The sequence below is a fragment of the Rhodoferax sp. GW821-FHT09E07 genome (assembly GCF_059416145.1).
Genome location: NZ_JBWKOP010000002.1, coordinates 476681 through 497142 on the forward strand (window position 1 = coordinate 476681; position 20462 = coordinate 497142).

Consider the following 20462-nt stretch of genomic DNA (forward strand, 5'->3'; position numbering starts at 1 on the left):
GTAGGCAGCTTCGTGCTTATCCGCCTTGATGCCCAAGGCCTGTGCATACTTTTCACCTGCGCGGGCCCAGATCTTGCGCGCTTCGGTCAGGTCTGTCTTGGCCAGCTCCTTGGCTTCAGCGCTAAGCGTACTGCCCCAGTTGTAGAGAGCTTCGTGCATGTCCACCTTGACACTCAGAGCCTGTGCGTACTTTTCACCTGCCTGGGCCCAAAGCTTGCGCGCTTCGATCAGGTTCGTCTTGGCCAGCTCCATCGCGTCATCGTCAAGCGCATTGCCTTGCATTAAAAATGCCCACGCCAGCATGCCTTTGAGCTCCGTTACTTCCGTTCCAGCCAAAGCATCAATCGCTTGTTGGTACTGCCCACTTAGCAACCATTCTTCCGCTTGTCTGAGATGGCTATCGCTTTGTGGCTCAGACGAGGTACCTATCAGTCTTTGTACTTTTGCCTCAAAACTGCTCCGCATACTGGCCGCAGCCTCACCGCCAGTCGAGAAATTAATATGCTCAATTGCCGCTTGTAGATGTCTTTCTGGATTAACTAACAGCGCCGGAGGAAAGCTGTCCAGTTTTTGCGCTATTTCGGTCAAGCTTTTGTCCGCATCCTGCCCTCCTACATAAAAAGCATGCCGCCCGTGACGAAAAAGCTCTGACTGAACCAAGTGAGGAGATGGTTCAACGCCATGACCGAGCCAATACATATCACCGTCGAAGCACTCACACTCGGTCAACACATCTAGCAACGGATCAGCCTCTCCGCTATATCCAACTACCAACCAAGTACGCCTCACACCTGTTTCTTTGACAATGGTACGGAGCTTTTCTTTGTGCCGCTGCAATTCATCGCCAGCATTCAAGATAACAAAGCCAGTGTGCTGCCCATTCAAATAAAAAAGCGATTTAGGAGCTACGCGATGAGAGCGAAACTCGTTGGTACTGGCCAAGTCGTAAATAGCAGGGAAAAAATTTACCAAGCTACAAGCCTTGATTAGCAATGGGTCAAAGTTGACCGTCAAAACCCTATCTATCTTCTGATTGGCGAATAGCTGCGCCAGAGCTAAGTGCGCCCAATTAATTTTCGCGTGGTCGATGTAGCCACTCAGCAAGCGTTGACGCTCAGAAAGCGACAACTGCTCCATCAACTCGTTGTAGCTTGGAAGACCTTGTGCTTTGGCGTCTAGCTTTGCACGTTCGTATGCCTCTGGATACTCCTTGCGAATTTCATCCACCAAAGCGCCTGCCAAAGGAATGCCAGCACTAAAGGAGCAACCAGCCCCCATCAACACAACGCATTCACCGTTGGCTTGCCTCACCGCTCCGATAGCGTCCTTTAGGTTGCGGTAACTTACTTTTTGAACAGACATCTTTTTTACTCCCTGCGTTACACCTAGGTACGCTGGCTCTAGCTTTCAAATTCCACGATCGCCTGGTCCACGCTCAGGCTCTCACCCTTGGCGGCCAGCACCTTGCCCACCACGCCGTCGGCGGCGGCAAACAGCACGTTCTCCATCTTCATGGCCTCGATCACAGCCACACGTTCACCGGCCTGCACCTTCTGGCCAGGCACTACGGCCACATCCACCAGCAAGCCTGGCATGGGCGAGAGCACGTAGCGGCTCATGTCCGGCGGAGCCTTGTGCGGCATGAGCTGGTGCAGCGCGGCCATGCGCGGGGAAACCACCAACGCGTCGATACGGGTGCCATCGTGCTGCACGCGCAGGGCCAAGGGATTCTTGGGGGTGCCGCGCTCGATCTGCGCCGTGAATGGCTTGCCATTCACGGTACCGTTGATCGCGATGTCGTTGAGGCGCGACTTGCTGCGGATGACGTAGCCGCTGCCGCCCACCAGCACGCGGGCGGATCCGGTTTCACCCTCGAACTCGTCCACGTGCACCGCGGTGTAAGCGTTCTGGCCGTCCGCGGTCAGGGTGACCACCACGTAGTCCTTACCTGCGTTCACCGCATAGCCCGGCAACTGGCCACTGATGCCGGCTGCGCGTTCGCGCGATTTGCGGCGCACAAAGGCTGCCAGGGCCACCAGAAAATTCGCATCGTCGTGCGGCACATCTTCGGCGTGGAAACCCTTGCCGTAGTTCTCGGCAATAAAGCCGGTGTTGAAATCCCCCGCCACAAACTTGGGGTGGGCCAGCAGCGCTGCCTGGAAAGGAATGTTGCTGCTGATGCCGCGGATCACAAAACCGTTCAGCGCTTCGCGCATCTTGGCAATCGCGTCATGGCGGTCCTTGCCGTGCACGATGAGCTTGGCAATCATCGAGTCGTAGAACATCGGGATCTCGCCGCCGTCCTGCACGCCGGTATCCACGCGCACGCCGAGCAGGTGGTCTGTGTTGCCCTGCCACATGGTCTGCTCGGGTGGCGCAAAGCGCACCAAACGGCCGGTGGAGGGCAGAAAGTTGCGGAACGGGTCTTCGGCGTTGATGCGGCACTCGATGGCCCAGCCATTGCGCTGCACATCTTTTTGTTCCAGCGGCAGCTTCTCACCAGCCGCCACGCGAATCATCAGCTCCACCAGGTCCAGGCCGGTGATGGCCTCGGTAACCGGGTGCTCAACCTGCAAGCGCGTGTTCATTTCCAGAAAGTAAAAGCTCTGGTCCTTGCCGACCACAAACTCCACCGTGCCCGCGCTTTGGTACTTCACGGCTTTGGCCAGCGCCACAGCCTGCTCGCCCATGGCCTTGCGCGTGGCGTCGCTGATGAAGGGGCTCGGCGCCTCTTCAATGACTTTTTGGTGGCGACGCTGGATCGAGCATTCGCGCTCGTTCAGGTAAATCACGTTGCCGTGGCTGTCGCCAATCAGCTGGATCTCGATGTGGCGCGGCTCCTCCACAAACTTCTCGATGAAAACGCGGTCGTCGCCAAAGCTGTTGCGGGCCTCGTTGCGGCAGGAGGTAAAACCTTCCAGGGCTTCCTTGTCATTGAAGGCCACGCGCAAGCCCTTGCCGCCGCCGCCGGCCGATGCCTTGATCATCACGGGGTAGCCAATGCCTTTGGCAATCTCCACCGCTTTCTCCGCGGTTTCAATCGCGTCGTTAACGCCAGGGATGCAGTTCACGCCCGCCTTGCCCGCCAGCTTCTTGGATTCGATCTTGTCGCCCATGGCGCCAATCGAATAGTGCTTGGGGCCGATGAAAACAATGCCCTCTTCCTCGCAGCGTTTGGAGAACTCGGCGTTCTCGCTCAGAAAGCCATAGCCGGGGTGTACAGCCTGCGCGCCCGTCTGCTTGCAGGCGGCAATGATCTTGTCGGCCAGCAAATAGCTCTCGCGGCTGGGCGCGGGTCCAATGTGGACTGCCTCGTCGGCCAGCGCCACGTGGCGCGCTTCTTTGTCCGCATCGGAATACGCGGCCACGGTTTGGATGCCCATTTTTCTGGCGGTGGCAATCACACGGCAGGCAATTTCGCCGCGGTTGGCAATCAGGATTTTGGTGAACATTCGAAGTCTCCTATTCGGGAATCAGTTTTTGTGCTTTGCGCAGCGGCGTGAAGTGCCACCAGGGAAGTGCCGGACCGCCATTCATGAAATCTTTGGCGGCCAGAAAGGTGTCGAAAACGCAAGGGTCATGGCGCTGCCCCATGGGCGTGCGCAAGGCCTCGTAGGCGGCAATGGGGTCCATGGCCGCCACATCGGCAGGCGTGTTCACGCCCAGGCCGCGCAGGTCCCCGGCAATGGATTTGCCGATATTGGGGATGTCGGTCAGCACGCGGGCCTCTGCGGCGTTGGTGGCTTTAGGCATGGCGAGAAACCTCCGGCAGACCTTGCAACAGGGTCTGCACCAACCGCTGCGGGTCTTCCAGATCCGGGAAATGACCGCAGTCTTCCAGCACCACCACCTGCGCATGCGGCACATCGTGCAGGATGGCGCGGGGCTCGGTGTATTTGTGTGAGCGGTCTTGCGTGCCCCACAGCACCGTGCAGGGAACGCCATGCAGACGCGTGGCATCAGCCGGCTCGCGCAAGAGGCCCTGCACCACTCCGGCCAGACTGAAACAGCCCCCGCAGCGCAACGCGTGGCGCGACACGCGTTGGAAGGGCTCCGCATTCGTCGTTTTGGGCAGTGCAATGCGGTACCAGGCGCTGGCCATCTTCTCGCGGAACACGCGGCTCAGCAACTGGCCCAACAGCGGCAGCTTCAGCACCTTGGGCACCACGCGGTCGGTCCAGCGGTGCATGGCTTGCAGCGATGGCGTTTGCGACAGCACCAGGCGCTCCACCCGCTGCGGCGCCATTTGCGCCACGCGGATGGCGTAGAAGCCATTGGCGCAGCTCAGCGCCAGCGTGGCCCTGGCAACACCCAACTGATCCATCAATTCCAGCATGGCCTTGGCGCCACGCTGCAGGCTGTGATCGTAGGTACTGCCGGGCGCCGAGAAGCCGAAGCCCGGCATGTCAAAGCACAGCACACGGCAATGCGGCGTCAACAACGCAATCAGTTCCGCATAGTGTTCGATCACATTGGGGCCGTCGGGCGACAGCACGATGCAGGGCTTGTCGCCCCCGGAATCGAACACACGGATGGCTGCTTGCGTGGTGTTCACCCAGCGCACCGGCAAGGCGGCAGGCGGCGCCAGGCGCGCGCGGCGCACTGCGCCTGCACTCAGCCATGCGTCCAACCAGGTACTCCAACTCGCCATGGTCTTGTGTCTCAGAGTGGAATATTCCCGTGCTTGCGCCACGGGTTTTCCAGCTTCTTGTCCTTGAGCATCACCAGCGAACGGCAGATGCGCTTGCGGGTTTCGTGCGGGAGGATCACGTCGTCGATAAAGCCACGTGCGCCGGCCACAAACGGGTTGGCAAAGCGGGCCTTGTATTCGGCTTCTTTGGCGGCCAGCTTGACCGGGTCACCCTTGTCTTCGCGGAAGATGATTTCCACCGCGCCCTTGGCGCCCATCACCGCGATCTCGGCATTGGGCCAGGCCAGGTTCACGTCGCCGCGCAGGTGCTTGGAGGCCATCACGTCATACGCGCCACCATAGGCCTTGCGGGTAATCACCGTGATCTTGGGCACGGTGCACTCGGCATACGCATACAGCAACTTGGCGCCGTGCTTGATGATGCCGCCGTACTCTTGCGAGGTGCCGGGCATGAAGCCGGGCACGTCCACAAAGGTGACCACGGGGATGTTGAACGCATCGCAGAAGCGCACAAAGCGTGCGGCCTTGATGGAGCTCTTGATGTCCAGGCAACCTGCCAGCACCAGCGGCTGGTTGGCCACGATGCCGATGGTCTGGCCGTCCATGCGCGCAAAGCCAATGATGATGTTCTTGGCGTACTCGGGCTGGATCTCGAAGAAGTCGCCATCGTCCACGGTTTTGACGATCAGCTCCTTCATGTCGTAGGGCTTGTTGGGGTTGTCGGGCACCAGGGTGTCCAGGCTCAGATCCTTGCGGTCGATCGGGTCGCCACTCTTGCGCACCGGGGCCTTCTCGCGGTTGGAGAGCGGCAGGTAGTTGTAGAGGCGGCGCAGCATCAGCAGCGCTTCCACATCGTTCTCAAACGCCAGGTCCGCCACGCCGCTCTTGGTCGTGTGGGTGAGTGCGCCGCCCAGCTCCTCGGCCGTCACTTCTTCGTGCGTCACCGTCTTCACCACTTCGGGGCCGGTCACGAACATGTAGGAGCTGTCCTTCACCATGAAGATGAAGTCGGTCATGGCAGGGCTGTACACCGCACCACCAGCCGAGGGGCCCATGATCATGCTGATCTGCGGAATCACGCCGCTGGCCATCACGTTGCGCTGGAACACGTCGGCATAGCCGCCCAGAGACGCCACGCCTTCCTGAATCCGCGCGCCGCCCGAATCGTTCAGGCCAATCACCGGTGCGCCGACCTTCATCGCCTGGTCCATCACCTTGCAAATCTTCTCGGCATGCGCCTCCGACAGTGCGCCGCCAAACACCGTGAAGTCCTGGCTGAACACAAAGACCAAGCGGCCATTGATCATGCCGTAGCCGGTGACCACGCCGTCGCCGGGGATCTTCTGGTCCTGCATGCCGAAGTCCACACAGCGGTGTTCGACAAACATGTCCCACTCTTCAAACGTGCCCTCGTCCAGCAGGATCTCTAGCCGCTCACGCGCAGTCAATTTGCCTTTTTTGTGCTGCGCGGCAATGCGTTTTTCACCACCACCCTGGCGCGCGAGTTCGCGCTTGGCTTCGAGTTGTTCAAGAATGGCTTGCATGGGAAATCCTTCTCGTCTGAAACGTTCTGATTGCTATTTATTTAGGAGCTGCTGGCGCAATGGATTCGATGGCTGCAAGCAGATTTCGTGCTGCAGTGCTGGCCGCAAGCTCCCCCGCCTGCACCGCTGCCGTCAGCCGGGGCAGGGCTTCGCGCACGGCCGGGTTGTGCTTGAACGCGTGCTTGAGCCCCGCGTCAATGCGCTCCCACATCCATGCCAGCGATTGGTGCTGACGACGTACCTGGAACTGGCCGTTGGTCGTTTGCAGGGTTTTGAATTCGGACACCGCGGCCCAGAAGCTGTCCACGCCCGTGCCGTGCAATGCGCTGAGGCTCATGACTTTGGGATTCCAGTGCTTGGCATCGTGCGGATCGTTCGGGTTGCCATGCATGCCCAGCAAGCGCAAGCTCGACGTGATCATGGCTTGCGCGCGCGTGGCTGCATCGGCGTCAATGTCGGCCTTGTTGATGACCACGAGGTCCGCCAGCTCCATCACACCCTTCTTGATCGCCTGCAAGTCATCGCCCGCATTGGGCAGTTGCATCAGTACAAACATGTCGGTCATGCCCTGCACCGCTGTCTCGCTCTGGCCCACGCCCACGGTCTCCACAATCACGATGTCGTAACCCGCCGCCTCGCAGACCAGCATGGCCTCGCGCGTTTTCTCGGCCACGCCACCCAGCGTTCCGCTGGAAGGGCTGGGGCGGATAAAAGCTTTCTCGTGCATGGAGAGCTTTTCCATGCGCGTCTTGTCACCCAGGATGGAGCCACCAGACACACTGGAAGACGGATCGATGGTGAGCACCGCCACGCGGTGGCCGTGCTCGATCAGGTACAGGCCCAGCGCCTCGATAAAGGTGGATTTGCCCACGCCCGGCACACCGCTGATGCCCAGGCGCAGGGACTTGCCGGTATGTGGCAGTAACGCCGTCAGTAGCGCATCGCCCTGGGCGCGGTGATCCGCGCGCGTGGACTCCAGCAGCGTAATGGCTTTGGCGATGGCACGGCGCTGCAAGGGGGACTCTCCCCCCAGCAAACCGGCCTGCACGGCATCAGGGGTCACCCGAGGGCCTTTTCGATTTGGCTCAACACATCCCGCGCAGACACCGGAATCGGCGTGCCCGGCCCGTAGATGCCTTTGACGCCCGCGGCATACAAGAAGTCGTAGTCTTGCCGCGGAATCACGCCGCCGACGAAGACGATGATGTCGTCGGCGCCCTGCTTTTTCAGTTCGGCAATGATGGCGGGCACCAGCGTTTTGTGGCCTGCGGCGAGGGTCGATACGCCGACCGCGTGCACGTCGTTTTCAATCGCCTGGCGGGCGCATTCTTCGGGGGTCTGGAACAGAGGTCCCATGTCCACGTCAAAGCCCAGGTCGGCAAACGCGGTGGCTACCACCTTGGCGCCGCGGTCGTGGCCGTCCTGGCCCAGCTTGCTGATCATCACGCGCGGACGGCGGCCCTGCTTTTCGGCGAAACCTGCAATGTCGGCCTTCAGGGCGTTCCAGTATTCCATGGTGTCTCCGTTTGCCGAATCGTAAGCCGCAGCGTACACGCCCGAGACCTTGTTGGTATCCGCGCGGTGGCGGCCAAAGGCTTTCTCCAAAGCGTCGCTTACTTCGCCCACCGTAGCGCGCAGACGGATCGCCTTGATGCTCATGTCCAGCAGGTTGCCGGTATTCGCCTCTGCTGCAGAAGTGATAGCAGCCAGCGCAGTATCCACGAGGGCTGCATCACGTTTTGACTTGATTTCCTTAAGGCGGGCAATCTGCCCGTCGCGCACCGCGACGTTGTCGATGTCGCGCGCCTCGATGGTATCTTCGGTCTTGAGTTTGTACTTGTTGACGCCGACGATCACGTCCTGCCCGCTGTCGATGCGGGCCTGCTTCTCGGCGGCGGCAGCTTCGATCTTCAGCTTGGCCCAGCCGCTGTCCACGGCCTTGGTCATGCCGCCCATGGCTTCCACTTCTTCAATGATGGTCCACGCCGCGTCGGCCATGTCTTGCGTCAGCTTCTCCATCATGTAGCTGCCCGCCCACGGGTCGATCACGTTGGTGATGTGGGTCTCTTCCTGGATGATGAGCTGGGTGTTGCGGGCGATGCGCGCGCTGAACTCGGTGGGCAGCGCGATGGCTTCGTCAAAGCTGTTGGTGTGCAGGCTCTGCGTGCCGCCAAACACCGCGGCCATCGCCTCGATGGTCGTGCGCACTACGTTGTTGTAGGGGTCTTGCTCGGTCAGGCTCCAGCCGCTGGTCTGGCAATGCGTGCGCAGCATCAGGCTCTTGGGGTTCTTGGCGTCAAAGCCCTTCATGATGCGGCACCACAGCAGGCGCGCGGCGCGCATCTTGGCCACTTCCAGATAGAAGTTCATGCCAATCGCCCAGAAGAACGACAGGCGCCCGGCAAAGTCGTCTACGTCCAGCCCGGTGGCAATGGCGGTCTTCACATACTCCTTGCCGTCGGCCAGCGTGAAGGCCAGCTCCAGCGCCTGGTTGGCCCCCGCCTCCTGCATGTGGTAACCCGAGATGCTGATCGAGTTGAACTTGGGCATGTTTTTGGCCGTGTAGCCAATGATGTCGCCGATGATGCGCATGCTGGGCGCGGGCGGGTAGATGTAGGTGTTGCGCACCATGAACTCTTTCAGAATGTCGTTCTGAATCGTCCCCGAGAGCTGGTCTTGTGCCACGCCCTGCTCTTCGGCCGCCACCACATAGCCCGCCAAAACCGGCAGCACCGCGCCGTTCATCGTCATCGAGACCGATACCTTGTCCAGCGGAATCTGATCGAACAGGATCTTCATGTCCTCGACTGAATCAATCGCCACACCGGCCTTGCCCACGTCGCCCGTCACGCGCGGGTGGTCGGAGTCATAGCCACGGTGGGTGGCCAGGTCGAAAGCCACGCTCACGCCCTGACCACCTGCCGCCAGTGCCTTTCTGTAGAAGGCATTGCTCTCCTCGGCCGTCGAAAAACCTGCGTACTGGCGGATCGTCCAGGGGCGCACCGCGTACATCGTTGCCTGCGGGCCGCGCAGGTAGGGCTCAAAGCCCGGCAGCGTGTCGGCGTGCAACAGGCCGGCCGTGTCAGCAGCCGTGTAAAGGGGTTTGACCGCGATGCCGTCGGGTGTGATCCAGTTCAGCGCGTCCACATTGCCGCCAGGGGCCGACTTGGCTGCGGCCTTGGCCCACTGCTCCAGCGTGGCGGTTTTGAATTCAGGGTTCTGGTCAGTCATGGCGTGGTCCGCAGGTCGTTCATGGGCTCCCCCAAGGTAGAAACGGGAGGGTAATCCCGGCAGCGTTTGGGTGGAAGCAAGTTTACATTATTCATAATTATTGATTCAAAATATTGGTTGCAGCTTACAATCTCCCAACTTTTTTGAACTGGCCTCTCCACCTGCATGCCCACCTTGATGTCTGACAACCGCCCCGCCGTCTCGCTGGCCCCCCGCCCTCTGTACGAGGAAGTGGCCGAGCTGCTGCGCCAGCGCATCTTCAAGCGCGAGCTGGAGCCGGGTAGCTGGATTGACGAACTCAAGATTGCGGAGGAATTCGGCATCAGCCGCACGCCGCTGCGCGAGGCGCTGAAGGTGCTGGCCACCGAAGGCCTGGTGACCATGAAGGTGCGCCGTGGCGCCTATGTGACCGAGGTGTCGCAGCAGGACCTGTCCGACGTGTACCACCTGCTCAGCCTGCTGGAGAGCGATGCTGCCGGCGTGGTGGCCACCCAGGCCACCGACGCGGAACTGAAAGAACTGCAGGCCCTGCACAAGGCGCTGGAGACTGCCGCCAAGCCCGGCAAGGCCAATACCGACCAATTCTTTGCGCTGAACGAACAGTTCCACATGCGCCTGCTGCAGATTGCCAACAACCGCTGGCGCGACCAGATGGTGGCCGACCTGCGCAAGGTGATGAAGCTGAACCGCCACAACTCGCTGCTCAAGACCGGGCGTATTGAAGAGTCGCTGGCCGAGCACCGCGCCATCATGGAAGCACTGGCCGCGCGCGACGCAGCGCTGACGGTGCTGCGGGTGCGGGAGCATTTTGCGAATGGCTTGGAGGCGGCGGAGTAGTTCGGGACGCTGAGCCCGACTGCCAGTGTCCGTTACCTGACCGCAAGTCTTAGCCTGCCGAGTACCGATCGCGTCGACTGTCACGACGGGGCCGGGCTTACAGCGGCTATGGCGCGTTAATGCGTTGATCACTGGTCGCCCCAAAACGGCCATTGGGTGCCAACCGGGGCCCTCAAGAATGTGGAAACTACGACTAGGCTGCGGATCCTAAAAGTGATTTGATGGTGGCGGATCAAGATCCATCCCTTCAGCCAACAGGAGACCCCATGTCGTTCAAACCCCACCATATCGCCGCCGCCAGCCTGGCGATTGCTACCCTCACCGCCCACGCCCTTGACGGCTGGAAGCTGGAAAACTCCACTGCCATTCCAGGAAAAAATGGCGCGTATGACTACGTCAGCCTGGACGTTGCCACTAACCATCTGTTTATCGGACGTCGCGGCCTGGGGCTACAGGTGTATGACATTGCCACGGGCAAGGTGATCAAGACCATCGGCAATACACCCGCCAACAGCTCCAATGGCGCAACCATCATCCCCGAATTTGATCTGGGACTGTCGTTCAACGAAAACGGTACGTTGTCGCCGTTCAAGCTGTCCACGCTGGAAGCCATGCCCGACATCAAGCTGGGTGAGGAACTGGACTCGGCGCATTACGACCCCGCCACCCAGCGGGTGATTGTGAACATGGGTTCTGAAGCAGATGGCACCGAATTGATCGTATTGCAGTTGCCTTCCATGCAGAAGGTTGGTTCTGTCAAAGTTTCGACCAAAAAGCCTGAACACGCCGAAGCCGATGGCAAGGGTAACTTCTACTTGGCCTCGCGTGACGAGAACATGGTGTACCGCATCAATACCAAGGATCTGACCGTGACTGCTAAGTGGCCCACCCCCGGCTGTGCCGCCACCAACGGTCTGGCGCTGGATGCCGCCAATGGTCGCATCTTCCTGGGCTGCCGTGGCAATGCCACGACCAAGCCCTCATTTGCCGTGATGAATGCGACCACCGGCGCCATCATTTACACCGCAGAAATTGGTGGCGGTAACGACGACGTGGCCTACGACCCCGAGTTGAAGCGCGTGTTCCTGGCCAATGGCGTCAATGCCGTCATGAACATTTTTGAGCAGGTCAATGCAGACACCTACAAGCCCTTGGAAGCACTGGGAACGCAAGCGGGAGTTCGCACTTTCGCTTTGCATCCCAAGACCAAGAAGGTGTATGCCATCGCTGCCGAAGGCAGTGCCGACTACGCCAAGAAGATCACTACCAGTGTGTCGCCGTACTACGCCAACACCTTCTTCCCTGACCGCTTCTTTGTTTTGACTTACAGCAAGTAAGCCAGCCCTTTGGGGTCTACCTTCCGGCAGAACGCGCAGCCTGCACAATCAGGGAAGCTACTGCCGCAGGGTGGCTGATCAACGACATGTGGCTGGACTTTAGCGTGACGGTTTTCGCCCCGATGTGCTGGGCTAGCGCACGTTGAACGTGCGGCGGGAGGGCCTTGTCCTCCTCCGTCACGAGGTACCAACTGGGTTTGCTTTGCCAAGCAGCTACCGTTACCTTGTCAGCAAAGGTGCGCACCGATATCGGCTGCTGGCTGGCCGCCAGCAGCCGTGCCCTGGGCAGGGAAACATCGGCCGCCATGACCTGCCGATACGCCAGCGGATCGTCCAACCAGACAAACCCGTCTTTGTCGGGCGTCAGCCCTTCCATGGGAGCCGCCAGACGGCTCAGCATGCCACCCACAGACTCGCCAGCGTCAGGCACCAGTGCAGACAGATACACAAGCCCACGCACATTGTCAGCGTGACCCGCTTCTGTCACAACGGCTCCAGCCCAGGAATGTCCGACAAGGATCACATCCCCCTGCTGTCTTTCAAGGACACGCCGCGTGGCGGCAACATCATCGGACAGCGACGTCAGCGGGCTCTGCACCGCCGTCACGTGGTAGCCCTTGTGCTGCAAGATTTTGATCACGGGCCACCAACTGGACCCGTCAGCAAAGGCACCATGAACCAGCACGATGTTGCGTATTGGAGGCTCTGGCGGCTTGGATGGTTGCGTAGCGGCGGCGGCACCGGACGCCCACGCAACACTGGCGATCAATGCCATGACGCAACCCAAGCTGCGCCAGAAGTGAGATGTATTGGACATAGCACCTTCGGCCTCATGCAATTGCTTTGGCACTGGGTGCCCAGTCGGCTGGGAATGCCGGTGCGCGCAACGCTCCGTCGAAGCCCCGAACCTGGTGCTCCACCAAACTTTGCACCGCAAAGAAATCCAGCGCGAGCATGCGGTCCAGTTCATTGCGGCTGCCGGCGCGCGCCAACAGGAACCCACCGGTTCGGTCTTCCAGCGGGCCAGCAACCAGGATATGACCGCTTCGTGTATGGGTGATCAGCCAGTCGCGGTGCGTATCCAGGTGCGCATTCACTTCCTCAATAGGGCGGATGTAAGTCAGAGTAACAAGGTACAGCATGGGTCTCTCCGTTCGGTAAGTGGTTGAAAAATCAGATGGAGAGAGCCTGGCGCACAACATCAGCTACCGATGCGTGCGCAGCCTGCATGGACAGCGACTTGGCCTCGGCACCACGGGACAGGTTCTCTGCACGCACGAACGTCACGTCTGTAATGCCCATGAATCCGAAGACAACTTTCAGGTAGCTCTCCTGAAAATCCATCACGGCTGCGGACCCTGCGGAATAGAGGCCTCCGCGCGTGGAGGCGACGATCACACGCCTTCCGCCAGCCAAGCCAACCGGACCTTTGTCGGTGTAGTGAAAGGTTTTTCCGGGTTGCACCACGCGGTCGATCCAGGCTTTGAGCTGGCTTGCGATGGAGAAGTTGTACATGGGCGCCCCAATGACGATCAGGTCGCTGGCCATCAACTCGGCGACAAGCGCTTGTGAGCGGGTATGTTCCTCCGCCACGCTGGATTGGGGCTTTTCGCTGTGAATGGGTCGAAAGCCAGCGGCAATAGGGCCATCCAAATGAGCGATAGGGTCAGCGACGACATCGCGATAGACCACCGTGGCGTTCGGGCGTTCGCCGCGAACCGCTTTGACTATGTCTGCGCTCAGCAACCGAGATGCGGAAGCGTCAGTCAGGATGCTGGAATCGATGTGAAGAATTTGCATGGTGATGCTCAGAAGTTGTGATGTCCCGAGAATCGACGAACAGAGAATTTCTGTCCAAGACGGAATGTGCGACAGTTGAGACCTAAAAGGACTTAACCATGCTTGATCTGCGCCAACTCCGGTATTTCATTGCAGTCGCAGAGACCGAAAACGTCGGCCGTGCGGCAGAAAACCTCCATATCTCACAATCGCCACTGAGTCGGCAGATCAAGCAGCTCGAAGACCAACTCGGCGTATTGCTGTTCGAGCGGAACAAAAAGCGCCTGCGCCTGACGCAGGAGGGACACGATCTGCTGGGCGAGGCGCGTGCACTGATGGCGAACGCCCAACGGGTGGAAGCCTTTGGCAAACGCCTGGGCTCAGGCACGGCAGGGCGTCTGGCGATTGGCTATGTCGAAGGCGCGATGCATGCCAACGTACTTAGTCCGGCGCTTCAACGGTTTCGACGTACCAGTCCAGCAGTTGCCTTGTCCTTGCAGGGACTGGGCACCACGACTCAGTTTGAGCACCTGCGTCAGCGTACCCTCGATATTGGTTTTACTTACAGGGAACCCGAACAGGCGCCCGACCTGAGCGGTACTGTCGTCGTGGACGAGCCGCTGCTACTGGCAATGCCCAAGAATGATCCCTTGCGCAAGTCGAAACACATCCAACCAAGGCAACTCGACCAACGTCCCTGGATCGCAGTGACCCGCCAGCCGGTAGACACCATACGCACCGCATTGCTGGCGGGATGCCAACGCGCAGGCTTCACACCCGATATCGTCTATGAAACTTCGGACCCGCTCTCGTCATTGCAGTTGGTCAGCGCGGGCGTCGGGCTCGCGGTAGTGCAAGCCAGCCTGGGCGTTGCCAATGCATTGGAAGGCGTCGTGTTCCGGGAACTACCCTGGCTAGATCTACGGGTCCGTGTGCATTTAATCTGGCGCACGGACGATCAGCGGCCGCTGGTGACCCGGTTTCGGAACGCCGTTCTGAAGGGCTAATCTACGCCGCACGCGCCCTTCCTAAAGTACCTGGGTAACGCCGAAGCATAGAGAAAATCAACCTCCATCCCCCGCAGAATATGCACATGCAGCTACTCTTTTAATAGCAAAGGCCGGCGAATGCATCAGAAGTTCTGGTGCAGCAGCGGGGGAATAAGGCGCGGGTCGCGCAGCTTTTCCACCCACCATTGCACGGCTGGCCCGGCACGGTGCGAATGCCAGCCCACAAACAGCAGATTTGGTTCACGCGGGTCTTGTGTAGCCAGCGCCACCAGCGTGCCCTGCGCCAGATGCTGGCGCACTTTTTCCAGAGGCAGCCAGCCCACGCCCAGGCCAGCCACCTGGGCTGCGATCTTCGCGCGCATGCTGGGCATGGCCAGGCGCTCCTGGTGCGTCTGCACGCCGTAGCTGCGGGCAACTGCCAAGCGCGACGTATCGGCCACCACCACTGAACGGTGCGCGGTAATGGCCTCCACCGACAGGGGCTGCTCGTCCTTTGCCTCGCGCGCGAGCGGGTGGTGTGGCGATACGGCAAATACCCACTCCAGCTGCGTCAACTCAAACCATTGCAGATGCGCCATCGCGGGCGGTTCGTTGGTGGCGGCGACGACCAGATCGGCACGCTGGTCGAGCAGCGCCTCCCAAGTGCCACCCAACACCTCGTGGGCAAAACGCAGGCGCACCCCGCTGTTGAGCGCATCAAAGTCAGCCACCAACGGCAGCAGTGCCTCGATGTTCGCCAACTCATCGGTCACGATACGCAGCTCGGACTCCCAGCCGCGCGCCACTTGCTTCACGCGCTCCGAGAGGCGCCTCGCCTGCGCGTGCAATTGCGCGCCCTGCTCCACCAGCAGCAGGCCGGCAGGCGTGAGCGCAATGCGGTAGCCGGCGCGGTCAAACAGCAGCGCATCTAGCCGTTCTTCGAGTTGGCGTGCCGCATAGGACACGGTGGACGCGGCCTTGCCCAAGCGCTCGGCCGCGCGCGACAGGCTGCCAGTGGCGCGCACCGCTTCCAGCAGCTGAAGATCTTCCAGACTCAACATATTCGACAGTTTCGCACATGTTTAACGAAATCATGGCGCCTGTAGACCGATCAATCGCAGGACACTTGCCTTATCAACCCTGCAGTGGGGTTGAAAACCCCAAAAAACATCAACGAAACAACTGAAGGAAATATCATGAACCGCTTTGAAAGAAAGAACATTTTGGTCACCGGTGGCAGCAGTGGCATTGGCGCCGCAGCCGCTATTGCCTTTGCCCGCGAAGGCGCCCGGGTGGCCATTACCGGCCGGGACGCCGAAGCCCTGGCCCGTGTAAAAGCCGAACTGGGCCCGAACGCGCTGGCGCTGGTCAGTGAGGCTGGTGACGTGTCTGCCCAGACCGCGCTGGTAGCGGAGCTCCAGGCGCGGATGGGCATGATCGACGGCGTATTCATCAACGCAGGTGTGGCCAAGTTTGGCCCGCTGGCGCAGATCGACGAAACGCTGTGGGACAGCAGCTTTGACACCAATGTCAAAGGCCCCTACTTCCTGATCCAGCGCCTGGCGGCGCTGATGCAGCGTGGTGGTTCCATCGTGCTGAATGGCTCGATTAACGCCCACATTGGCATGCCGAATTCCAGCGTCTATGCCGCAAGCAAGGCCGCGTTGATTTCATTGGCCAAGACCTTGTCCGCCGAGCTGCTGCCGCAGGGCGTGCGCGTGAATGTGGTGAGCCCCGGCCCGGTGAGCACACCGCTGTACGGCAAGCTGGCCCTGGCGCCCGACCAGCTGCAAGCCATGGCCGCCGGCATTCAGACGCAGATTCCTCTGGGCCGCTTCGGCACACCCGAAGAAATCGCCGCCACGGTGCTGCACTTGGTGTCCAAGGAGTCCGGCTTTATTGTCGGCACCGAGATCATTGCCGATGGCGGCATGAGTCAGATGTAAGACACGCGGTTGACGACTAGACGGCGTTTACGCTTTTTTTACACCCGCCCAAGCAATCTCATCCCCGTTTTTACGCGCGCCTGAACACACTTCTCCCATCGCTTTGATGCAGGAGAAAACGATGGAAACAGTAAACACCCTTCACGTGGTGTACGGCTTGGGCGGCACGTGTGCAGCCCTGCTGTTGGTGTATTTGGTCTATGCGCTGGTGCGCGCGGAGGACTTTTGATGAGCAGCTCAGCTTGGGGGCTGCTGGCCCTTTTTCTCACCACACTCTTGATCGCGTCCTGGCCTCTGGGCATCTGGCTTGCGCGCCTGAGTTCCGGCCATTTGCCACAGTGGATGCTGCGCCTGGAGGCGCCTTTGTTCCGGCTGGCAGGCGCTTCACCCGACCAGCCCATGTCTTGGAAGCAGTACACCTGGGCACTGCTGTCCTTCAATGCGCTGGGCGTGCTGGCCGTGTTTCTGCTGCAGCGCTGGCAAACCGTGTTGCCGCTCAACCCCGCAGGCATGGCAGATGTATCGGTGGACTCCGCGTTCAACACCGCGGTGAGCTTTGTCACCAACACCAACTGGCAAGGGTATGCAGGCGAGTCCACCATGGGCTACCTCACACAGATGCTGGGTTTGGCCGTGCAAAACTTTCTGTCTGCCGCCACCGGCATAGCGGTGGTGTTTGCGCTGTTCCGTGGCTTTGCTGCCAAGTCGACTGCCGTGATTGGCAACTTCTGGGCAGACATCACCCGCATCACCGTGTGGCTGCTGGTACCGCTGTCGCTGGTGTTCGCCGTATTTTTGGTGGGTCAGGGCGTGATTCAGAACTTTGACGCCTACCAGGATGTCACCACGCTGGAAACCACCCAGTTCCAGCAACCCAAGTTGAGCGCAGACGGCCAGCCTGTGCTGGACGACAAGGGCGCACCCGTGATGGAAGACTCCAGCACCCAGACGCAGACCCTGCCCATGGGGCCGGTGGCATCGCAAGAGGCCATCAAGATGTTGGGCACCAATGGTGGCGGCTTCTTCAATGCCAACTCGGCCCACCCTTACGAAAACCCCACGTCACTCAGCAACTTCCTGCAGATGTTGGCGATCTTCCTGATCCCGGCAGCGCTGTGTTTTGCCTTTGGCCGCGAGGTGGGTGACCAGCGCCAGGGCTGGGCCGTACTGGCAGCGATGACCGTGATGTTTGTCATTGCCGTCATCGCCATCATGCCTGCCGAGCAGGCGGGCAACCCGCAGATCGCCCCGCTGGGCGTGGACCAAGCCGCCAGCAGCCTGCAGAGCGGCGGCAATATGGAAGGCAAGGAAACCCGCTTCGGCATCAACGCCAGCAGCCTGTTTGCGGTCATCACTACCGCCGCATCCTGCGGCGCGGTGAACGCCATGCACGACTCCTTCACCCCCCTGGGCGGCATGGTGCCCATGGTGATGATGCAGCTGGGCGAGGTGGTGTTTGGCGGCACTGGCACCGGCCTGTACGGCATGCTGATCTTCGCCATCCTGGCCGTGTTCATTGCCGGCCTGATGATTGGCCGTACGCCCGAGTACCTGGGCAAGAAGATCGAGGCGCACGAGATGAAGCTCACCTCGATCGCCATTTTGGTCACACCCATCCTGGTACTGGCAGGTACCGCCGTTGCCGTGCTGGCGGGTGCAGGCAAGGCCGGCATTGCCAACCCCGGCGCCCATGGCTTCTCGGAAATCCTCTACGCGCTGACCTCGGCCGCCAACAACAACGGCAGCGCCTTTGCGGGCCTGTCCGCCAACACGCCGTTCTACAACGTGCTGCTGGCCATTGCCATGTGGTTTGGCCGCTTTGGCGTCATCGTGCCGGTGCTGGCGATTGCCGGTGCGCTGGCCGCCAAAAAGCGCCTGCCTGCCACCGCCGGCACCTTCCCAACCCACGGTCCGCTGTTTGTGGTGCTGCTAATAGGCACGGTGCTGTTGGTGGGCCTGCTGAACTACGTGCCATCGCTGGCATTGGGCCCGGTGGTCGAGCACCTGATGCTATGGCCCTTTGTTTAAACGCTCGTTGTTTGCACGCTCCTTTTTGCGAGAGAAATTTATGACAAGCAAAACTTCCCTAACCCTGATGGACCCCGCACTGGTGAAGCCAGCCGTGTGGGCCGCGTTTGCGAAGCTGCACCCTGCGGTGCAGTGGCGCAACCCGGTGATGTTTGTGGTCTACATCGGCAGCATCGTCACCACGCTTTTGGGCCTGCAGGCGCTGCAAGGCAACGTGAGCGATTCGCCCGGCTTCATCCTCACCGTGGCGGTGTGGCTGTGGTTCACGGTGCTGTTTGCCAACTTTGCCGAAGCCCTGGCCGAAGGACGCAGCAAGGCCCAAGCCGATTCGCTCAAGGGTCTGAAGAAAAGCACCTGGGCCAAGAAGCTCAAAGAGCCCGTGCATGGCTCCACCTGGCTACCAGAGCAGGCCGAGAATCTGCGCAAGGGTGATGTGGTGCTGGTGGAAGCCGGAGAGATGATCCCCGTGGATGGTGAAGTCATCCAGGGCATGGCTACGGTGGACGAAAGCGCCATCACCGGCGAGTCGGCCCCGGTCGTGCGGGAGTCGGGTGGCGACTTTGCATCGGTCACCGGCGGTACCCGCGTGCTCTCCGACTGGCTGGTAGTGCGTATTGATGTGAACCCTGGCGAGTCGTTTCTGGACCGCATGATTGGCATGGTGGAAGGCGCCAAGCGCCAGAAGACGCCGAACGAAGTGGCGTTGACGATTCTGCTGGTGGCGCTGACCATCGTGTTCCTGGTGGTCACCGTTACGCTGCTGCCCTTCTCCATTTTCAGTGTCGAAGCGGCTGGCAGCGGCACCGTGGTCAGCATCACCGCCCTCATTGCGCTGCTGGTGTGCCTCATCCCCACCACCATTGGTGGTCTGCTATCGGCTGTAGGCGTGGCGGGCATGAGTCGCATGATGCAAGCCAATGTGATTGCCACCTCGGGCCGCGCGGTGGAGGCTGCCGGTGATGTGGACGTGCTGCTGCTGGACAAGACCGGCACCATCACGCACGGGAACCGTCAGGCGGCGTTGTTCATTCCGGCACCCGGCATGACCCAGAATGAACTGGCCTTGTGCGCAGCGCAAGCGTCCATGGTGGATGAAACACCTGAGGGCCGCAGCATCGTCAAACTGGCTGAAACCATGGTGTCCATCCAGGTCACGCCGGGCTTCACCCAAGAGGTGCCTTTCACAGCCCAGACACGCATGAGTGGTGCAGATGTGATTCGGCCCGACGGCAGCACACGGTATTTGCGCAAAGGCGCCGTCGAGGCTGTGCGCAGTTTTGTGGTGTCCATGGGAGGCCACATGCCCCCTGAAATGCTGCGCGCTGCAGACGAAGTTGCGCGCAGGGGCAGTACGCCGCTGGCTGTTTCCGATGGCACGCGGGTGGTGGGCATCGTGGAGCTCAAGGACATCGTCAAGTCGGGTATCAAGGAACGCTTTGGCGAGCTGCGCCGCATGGGCATCAAGACCGTGATGATCACCGGCGACAACAAACTCACCGCCGCCGCCATTGCGGCCGAGGCAGGCGTGGACGACTTCCTGGCCGAGGCCACGCCCGAAGACAAACTCACGCTGATCCGCAGCTACCAGACCGAGGGCCGCCTGGTCGCCATGACCGGTGACGGCACGAACGATGCGCCTGCACTGGCCCAGGCCGATGTGGCCGTGGCCATGAACAGCGGCACCCAGGCCGCCAAAGAAGCCGGCAATATGGTGGACCTGGACTCCAACCCCACCAAGCTGCTGGAGATTGTGGAGACCGGCAAGGCCCTGCTGATGACGCGCGGCTCGCTCACCACGTTCTCCATCGCCAACGACGTGGCCAAGTATTTCGCCATCATTCCGGCCATTTTTGTGAGTACCTATCCACAGCTGGCCGCGCTCAATGTGATGCGTCTAGGCAGCCCCAGCTCTGCCATTTTGTCGGCCGTCATCTTCAATGCGCTGATCATCGTGGTGCTGATTCCGCTGGCGCTCAAGGGTGTGAGGTACCGCCCCGTGGGCGCCGCAGCGCTCTTGCGCCGCAACCTGGCCGTCTACGGGCTGGGCGGGCTGATCGTGCCCTTTGTCGGTATCAAGGCGATTGACGTGTTGCTGGTTGCGGTGAATCTGGTTTAAGGAG

At 60.6% G+C, this 20462-nt stretch carries 18 protein-coding genes; 7 read left to right on the plus strand and 11 right to left on the minus strand.

Annotated elements, in window-relative coordinates:
• The 7 genes from AC07OE_RS05405 to scpA all read right to left on the minus strand — a co-directional run.
• A partial coding sequence (locus tag AC07OE_RS05405; RefSeq protein WP_495069532.1) for an SIR2 family protein occupies window positions 1-1362 on the minus strand: 1362 nt, incomplete at its 3' end.
• Window positions 1363-1400: 38 nt separating this feature from the next.
• Complete coding sequence (locus AC07OE_RS05410) at window positions 1401-3452, minus strand: acetyl-CoA carboxylase biotin carboxylase subunit (RefSeq protein WP_495069533.1); 2052 nt, start codon at window positions 3450-3452, stop codon at window positions 1401-1403.
• 10 nt (window positions 3453-3462) lie between these two features.
• Window positions 3463-3753 carry a helix-hairpin-helix domain-containing protein gene (locus AC07OE_RS05415; RefSeq protein WP_495069534.1) on the minus strand — a complete coding sequence of 97 codons (291 nt, stop codon included), beginning with the start codon at window positions 3751-3753 and terminating at the stop codon, window positions 3463-3465.
• Window positions 3746-4651, minus strand: a complete 906-nt coding sequence (locus AC07OE_RS05420) for an alpha/beta fold hydrolase (RefSeq protein ID WP_495069535.1) — start codon at window positions 4649-4651, stop codon at window positions 3746-3748. Before AC07OE_RS05420 ends, AC07OE_RS05415 begins: the two co-directional genes overlap by 8 nt.
• Before the next feature lie 11 nt (window positions 4652-4662).
• Window positions 4663-6195 (minus strand): acyl-CoA carboxylase subunit beta, encoded by a 1533-nt coding sequence (locus tag AC07OE_RS05425; RefSeq protein ID WP_495069536.1) that lies wholly within the window; start codon window positions 6193-6195, stop codon window positions 4663-4665.
• A 37-nt stretch (window positions 6196-6232) separates the two neighbouring features.
• On the minus strand, window positions 6233-7258 hold the full coding sequence (gene meaB, locus AC07OE_RS05430; protein WP_495069537.1) for a methylmalonyl Co-A mutase-associated GTPase MeaB: 1026 nt from the start codon (window positions 7256-7258) through the stop codon (window positions 6233-6235).
• Window positions 7255-9426, minus strand: coding sequence for a methylmalonyl-CoA mutase (gene scpA / locus AC07OE_RS05435; RefSeq protein WP_495069538.1), 2172 nt, complete (start codon window positions 9424-9426; stop codon window positions 7255-7257). Before scpA ends, meaB begins: the two co-directional genes overlap by 4 nt.
• A gap of 165 nt (window positions 9427-9591) precedes the next feature.
• On the opposite strand from scpA, the gene AC07OE_RS05440 reads away from it, so the two are divergent.
• Both AC07OE_RS05440 and AC07OE_RS05445 read left to right on the plus strand, forming a co-directional pair.
• Window positions 9592-10263 carry a GntR family transcriptional regulator gene (locus tag AC07OE_RS05440; RefSeq protein ID WP_495069539.1) on the plus strand — a complete coding sequence of 224 codons (672 nt, stop codon included), beginning with the start codon at window positions 9592-9594 and terminating at the stop codon, window positions 10261-10263.
• A gap of 266 nt (window positions 10264-10529) precedes the next feature.
• Window positions 10530-11600 carry a YncE family protein gene (locus tag AC07OE_RS05445; protein ID WP_495069540.1) on the plus strand — a complete coding sequence of 357 codons (1071 nt, stop codon included), beginning with the start codon at window positions 10530-10532 and terminating at the stop codon, window positions 11598-11600.
• A 16-nt stretch (window positions 11601-11616) separates the two neighbouring features.
• Here AC07OE_RS05445 and AC07OE_RS05450 read toward each other — a convergent pair whose 3' ends face one another.
• From AC07OE_RS05450 to AC07OE_RS05460, 3 genes are read right to left on the minus strand one after another with little or no spacing between them, the layout of a single operon-like run.
• A complete protein-coding gene (locus tag AC07OE_RS05450; protein ID WP_495069541.1) occupies window positions 11617-12417 on the minus strand; it encodes an alpha/beta fold hydrolase in 801 nt (266 codons plus the stop codon).
• A 13-nt stretch (window positions 12418-12430) separates the two neighbouring features.
• Window positions 12431-12742, minus strand: a complete 312-nt coding sequence (locus AC07OE_RS05455) for a YciI family protein (RefSeq protein ID WP_495069542.1) — start codon at window positions 12740-12742, stop codon at window positions 12431-12433.
• Window positions 12743-12773: 31 nt separating this feature from the next.
• Entirely contained in the window at window positions 12774-13400 is a 627-nt protein-coding gene (locus AC07OE_RS05460) for an FMN-dependent NADH-azoreductase (RefSeq protein ID WP_495069543.1), read from the minus strand.
• A gap of 98 nt (window positions 13401-13498) precedes the next feature.
• Between AC07OE_RS05460 and AC07OE_RS05465 the strand changes: the two genes are divergently transcribed.
• Complete coding sequence (locus tag AC07OE_RS05465) at window positions 13499-14386, plus strand: LysR substrate-binding domain-containing protein (RefSeq protein ID WP_495069544.1); 888 nt, start codon at window positions 13499-13501, stop codon at window positions 14384-14386.
• Between the two features lie 125 nt (window positions 14387-14511).
• Here the strand turns inward: AC07OE_RS05465 and AC07OE_RS05470 are convergent, their stop codons facing one another.
• Window positions 14512-15429, minus strand: coding sequence for a LysR family transcriptional regulator (locus AC07OE_RS05470; protein WP_495069545.1), 918 nt, complete (start codon window positions 15427-15429; stop codon window positions 14512-14514).
• A 135-nt stretch (window positions 15430-15564) separates the two neighbouring features.
• On the opposite strand from AC07OE_RS05470, the gene AC07OE_RS05475 reads away from it, so the two are divergent.
• From AC07OE_RS05475 to kdpB, 4 genes are all read left to right on the plus strand, one after another.
• The gene (locus tag AC07OE_RS05475) at window positions 15565-16314 is read left to right on the plus strand and encodes an SDR family oxidoreductase (protein ID WP_495069546.1); all 750 of its coding nucleotides are present in this window, start codon (window positions 15565-15567) and stop codon (window positions 16312-16314) included.
• 121 nt (window positions 16315-16435) lie between these two features.
• The gene (gene kdpF / locus AC07OE_RS05480) at window positions 16436-16543 is read left to right on the plus strand and encodes a K(+)-transporting ATPase subunit F (RefSeq protein WP_495069547.1); all 108 of its coding nucleotides are present in this window, start codon (window positions 16436-16438) and stop codon (window positions 16541-16543) included.
• Complete coding sequence (gene kdpA / locus AC07OE_RS05485) at window positions 16543-18342, plus strand: potassium-transporting ATPase subunit KdpA (protein ID WP_495069548.1); 1800 nt, start codon at window positions 16543-16545, stop codon at window positions 18340-18342. Before kdpF ends, kdpA begins: the two co-directional genes overlap by 1 nt.
• Window positions 18343-18382: 40 nt before the next feature.
• A complete protein-coding gene (gene kdpB / locus AC07OE_RS05490) occupies window positions 18383-20458 on the plus strand; it encodes a potassium-transporting ATPase subunit KdpB (protein WP_495069549.1) in 2076 nt (691 codons plus the stop codon).
• Window positions 20459-20462 lie beyond the last annotated feature (4 nt).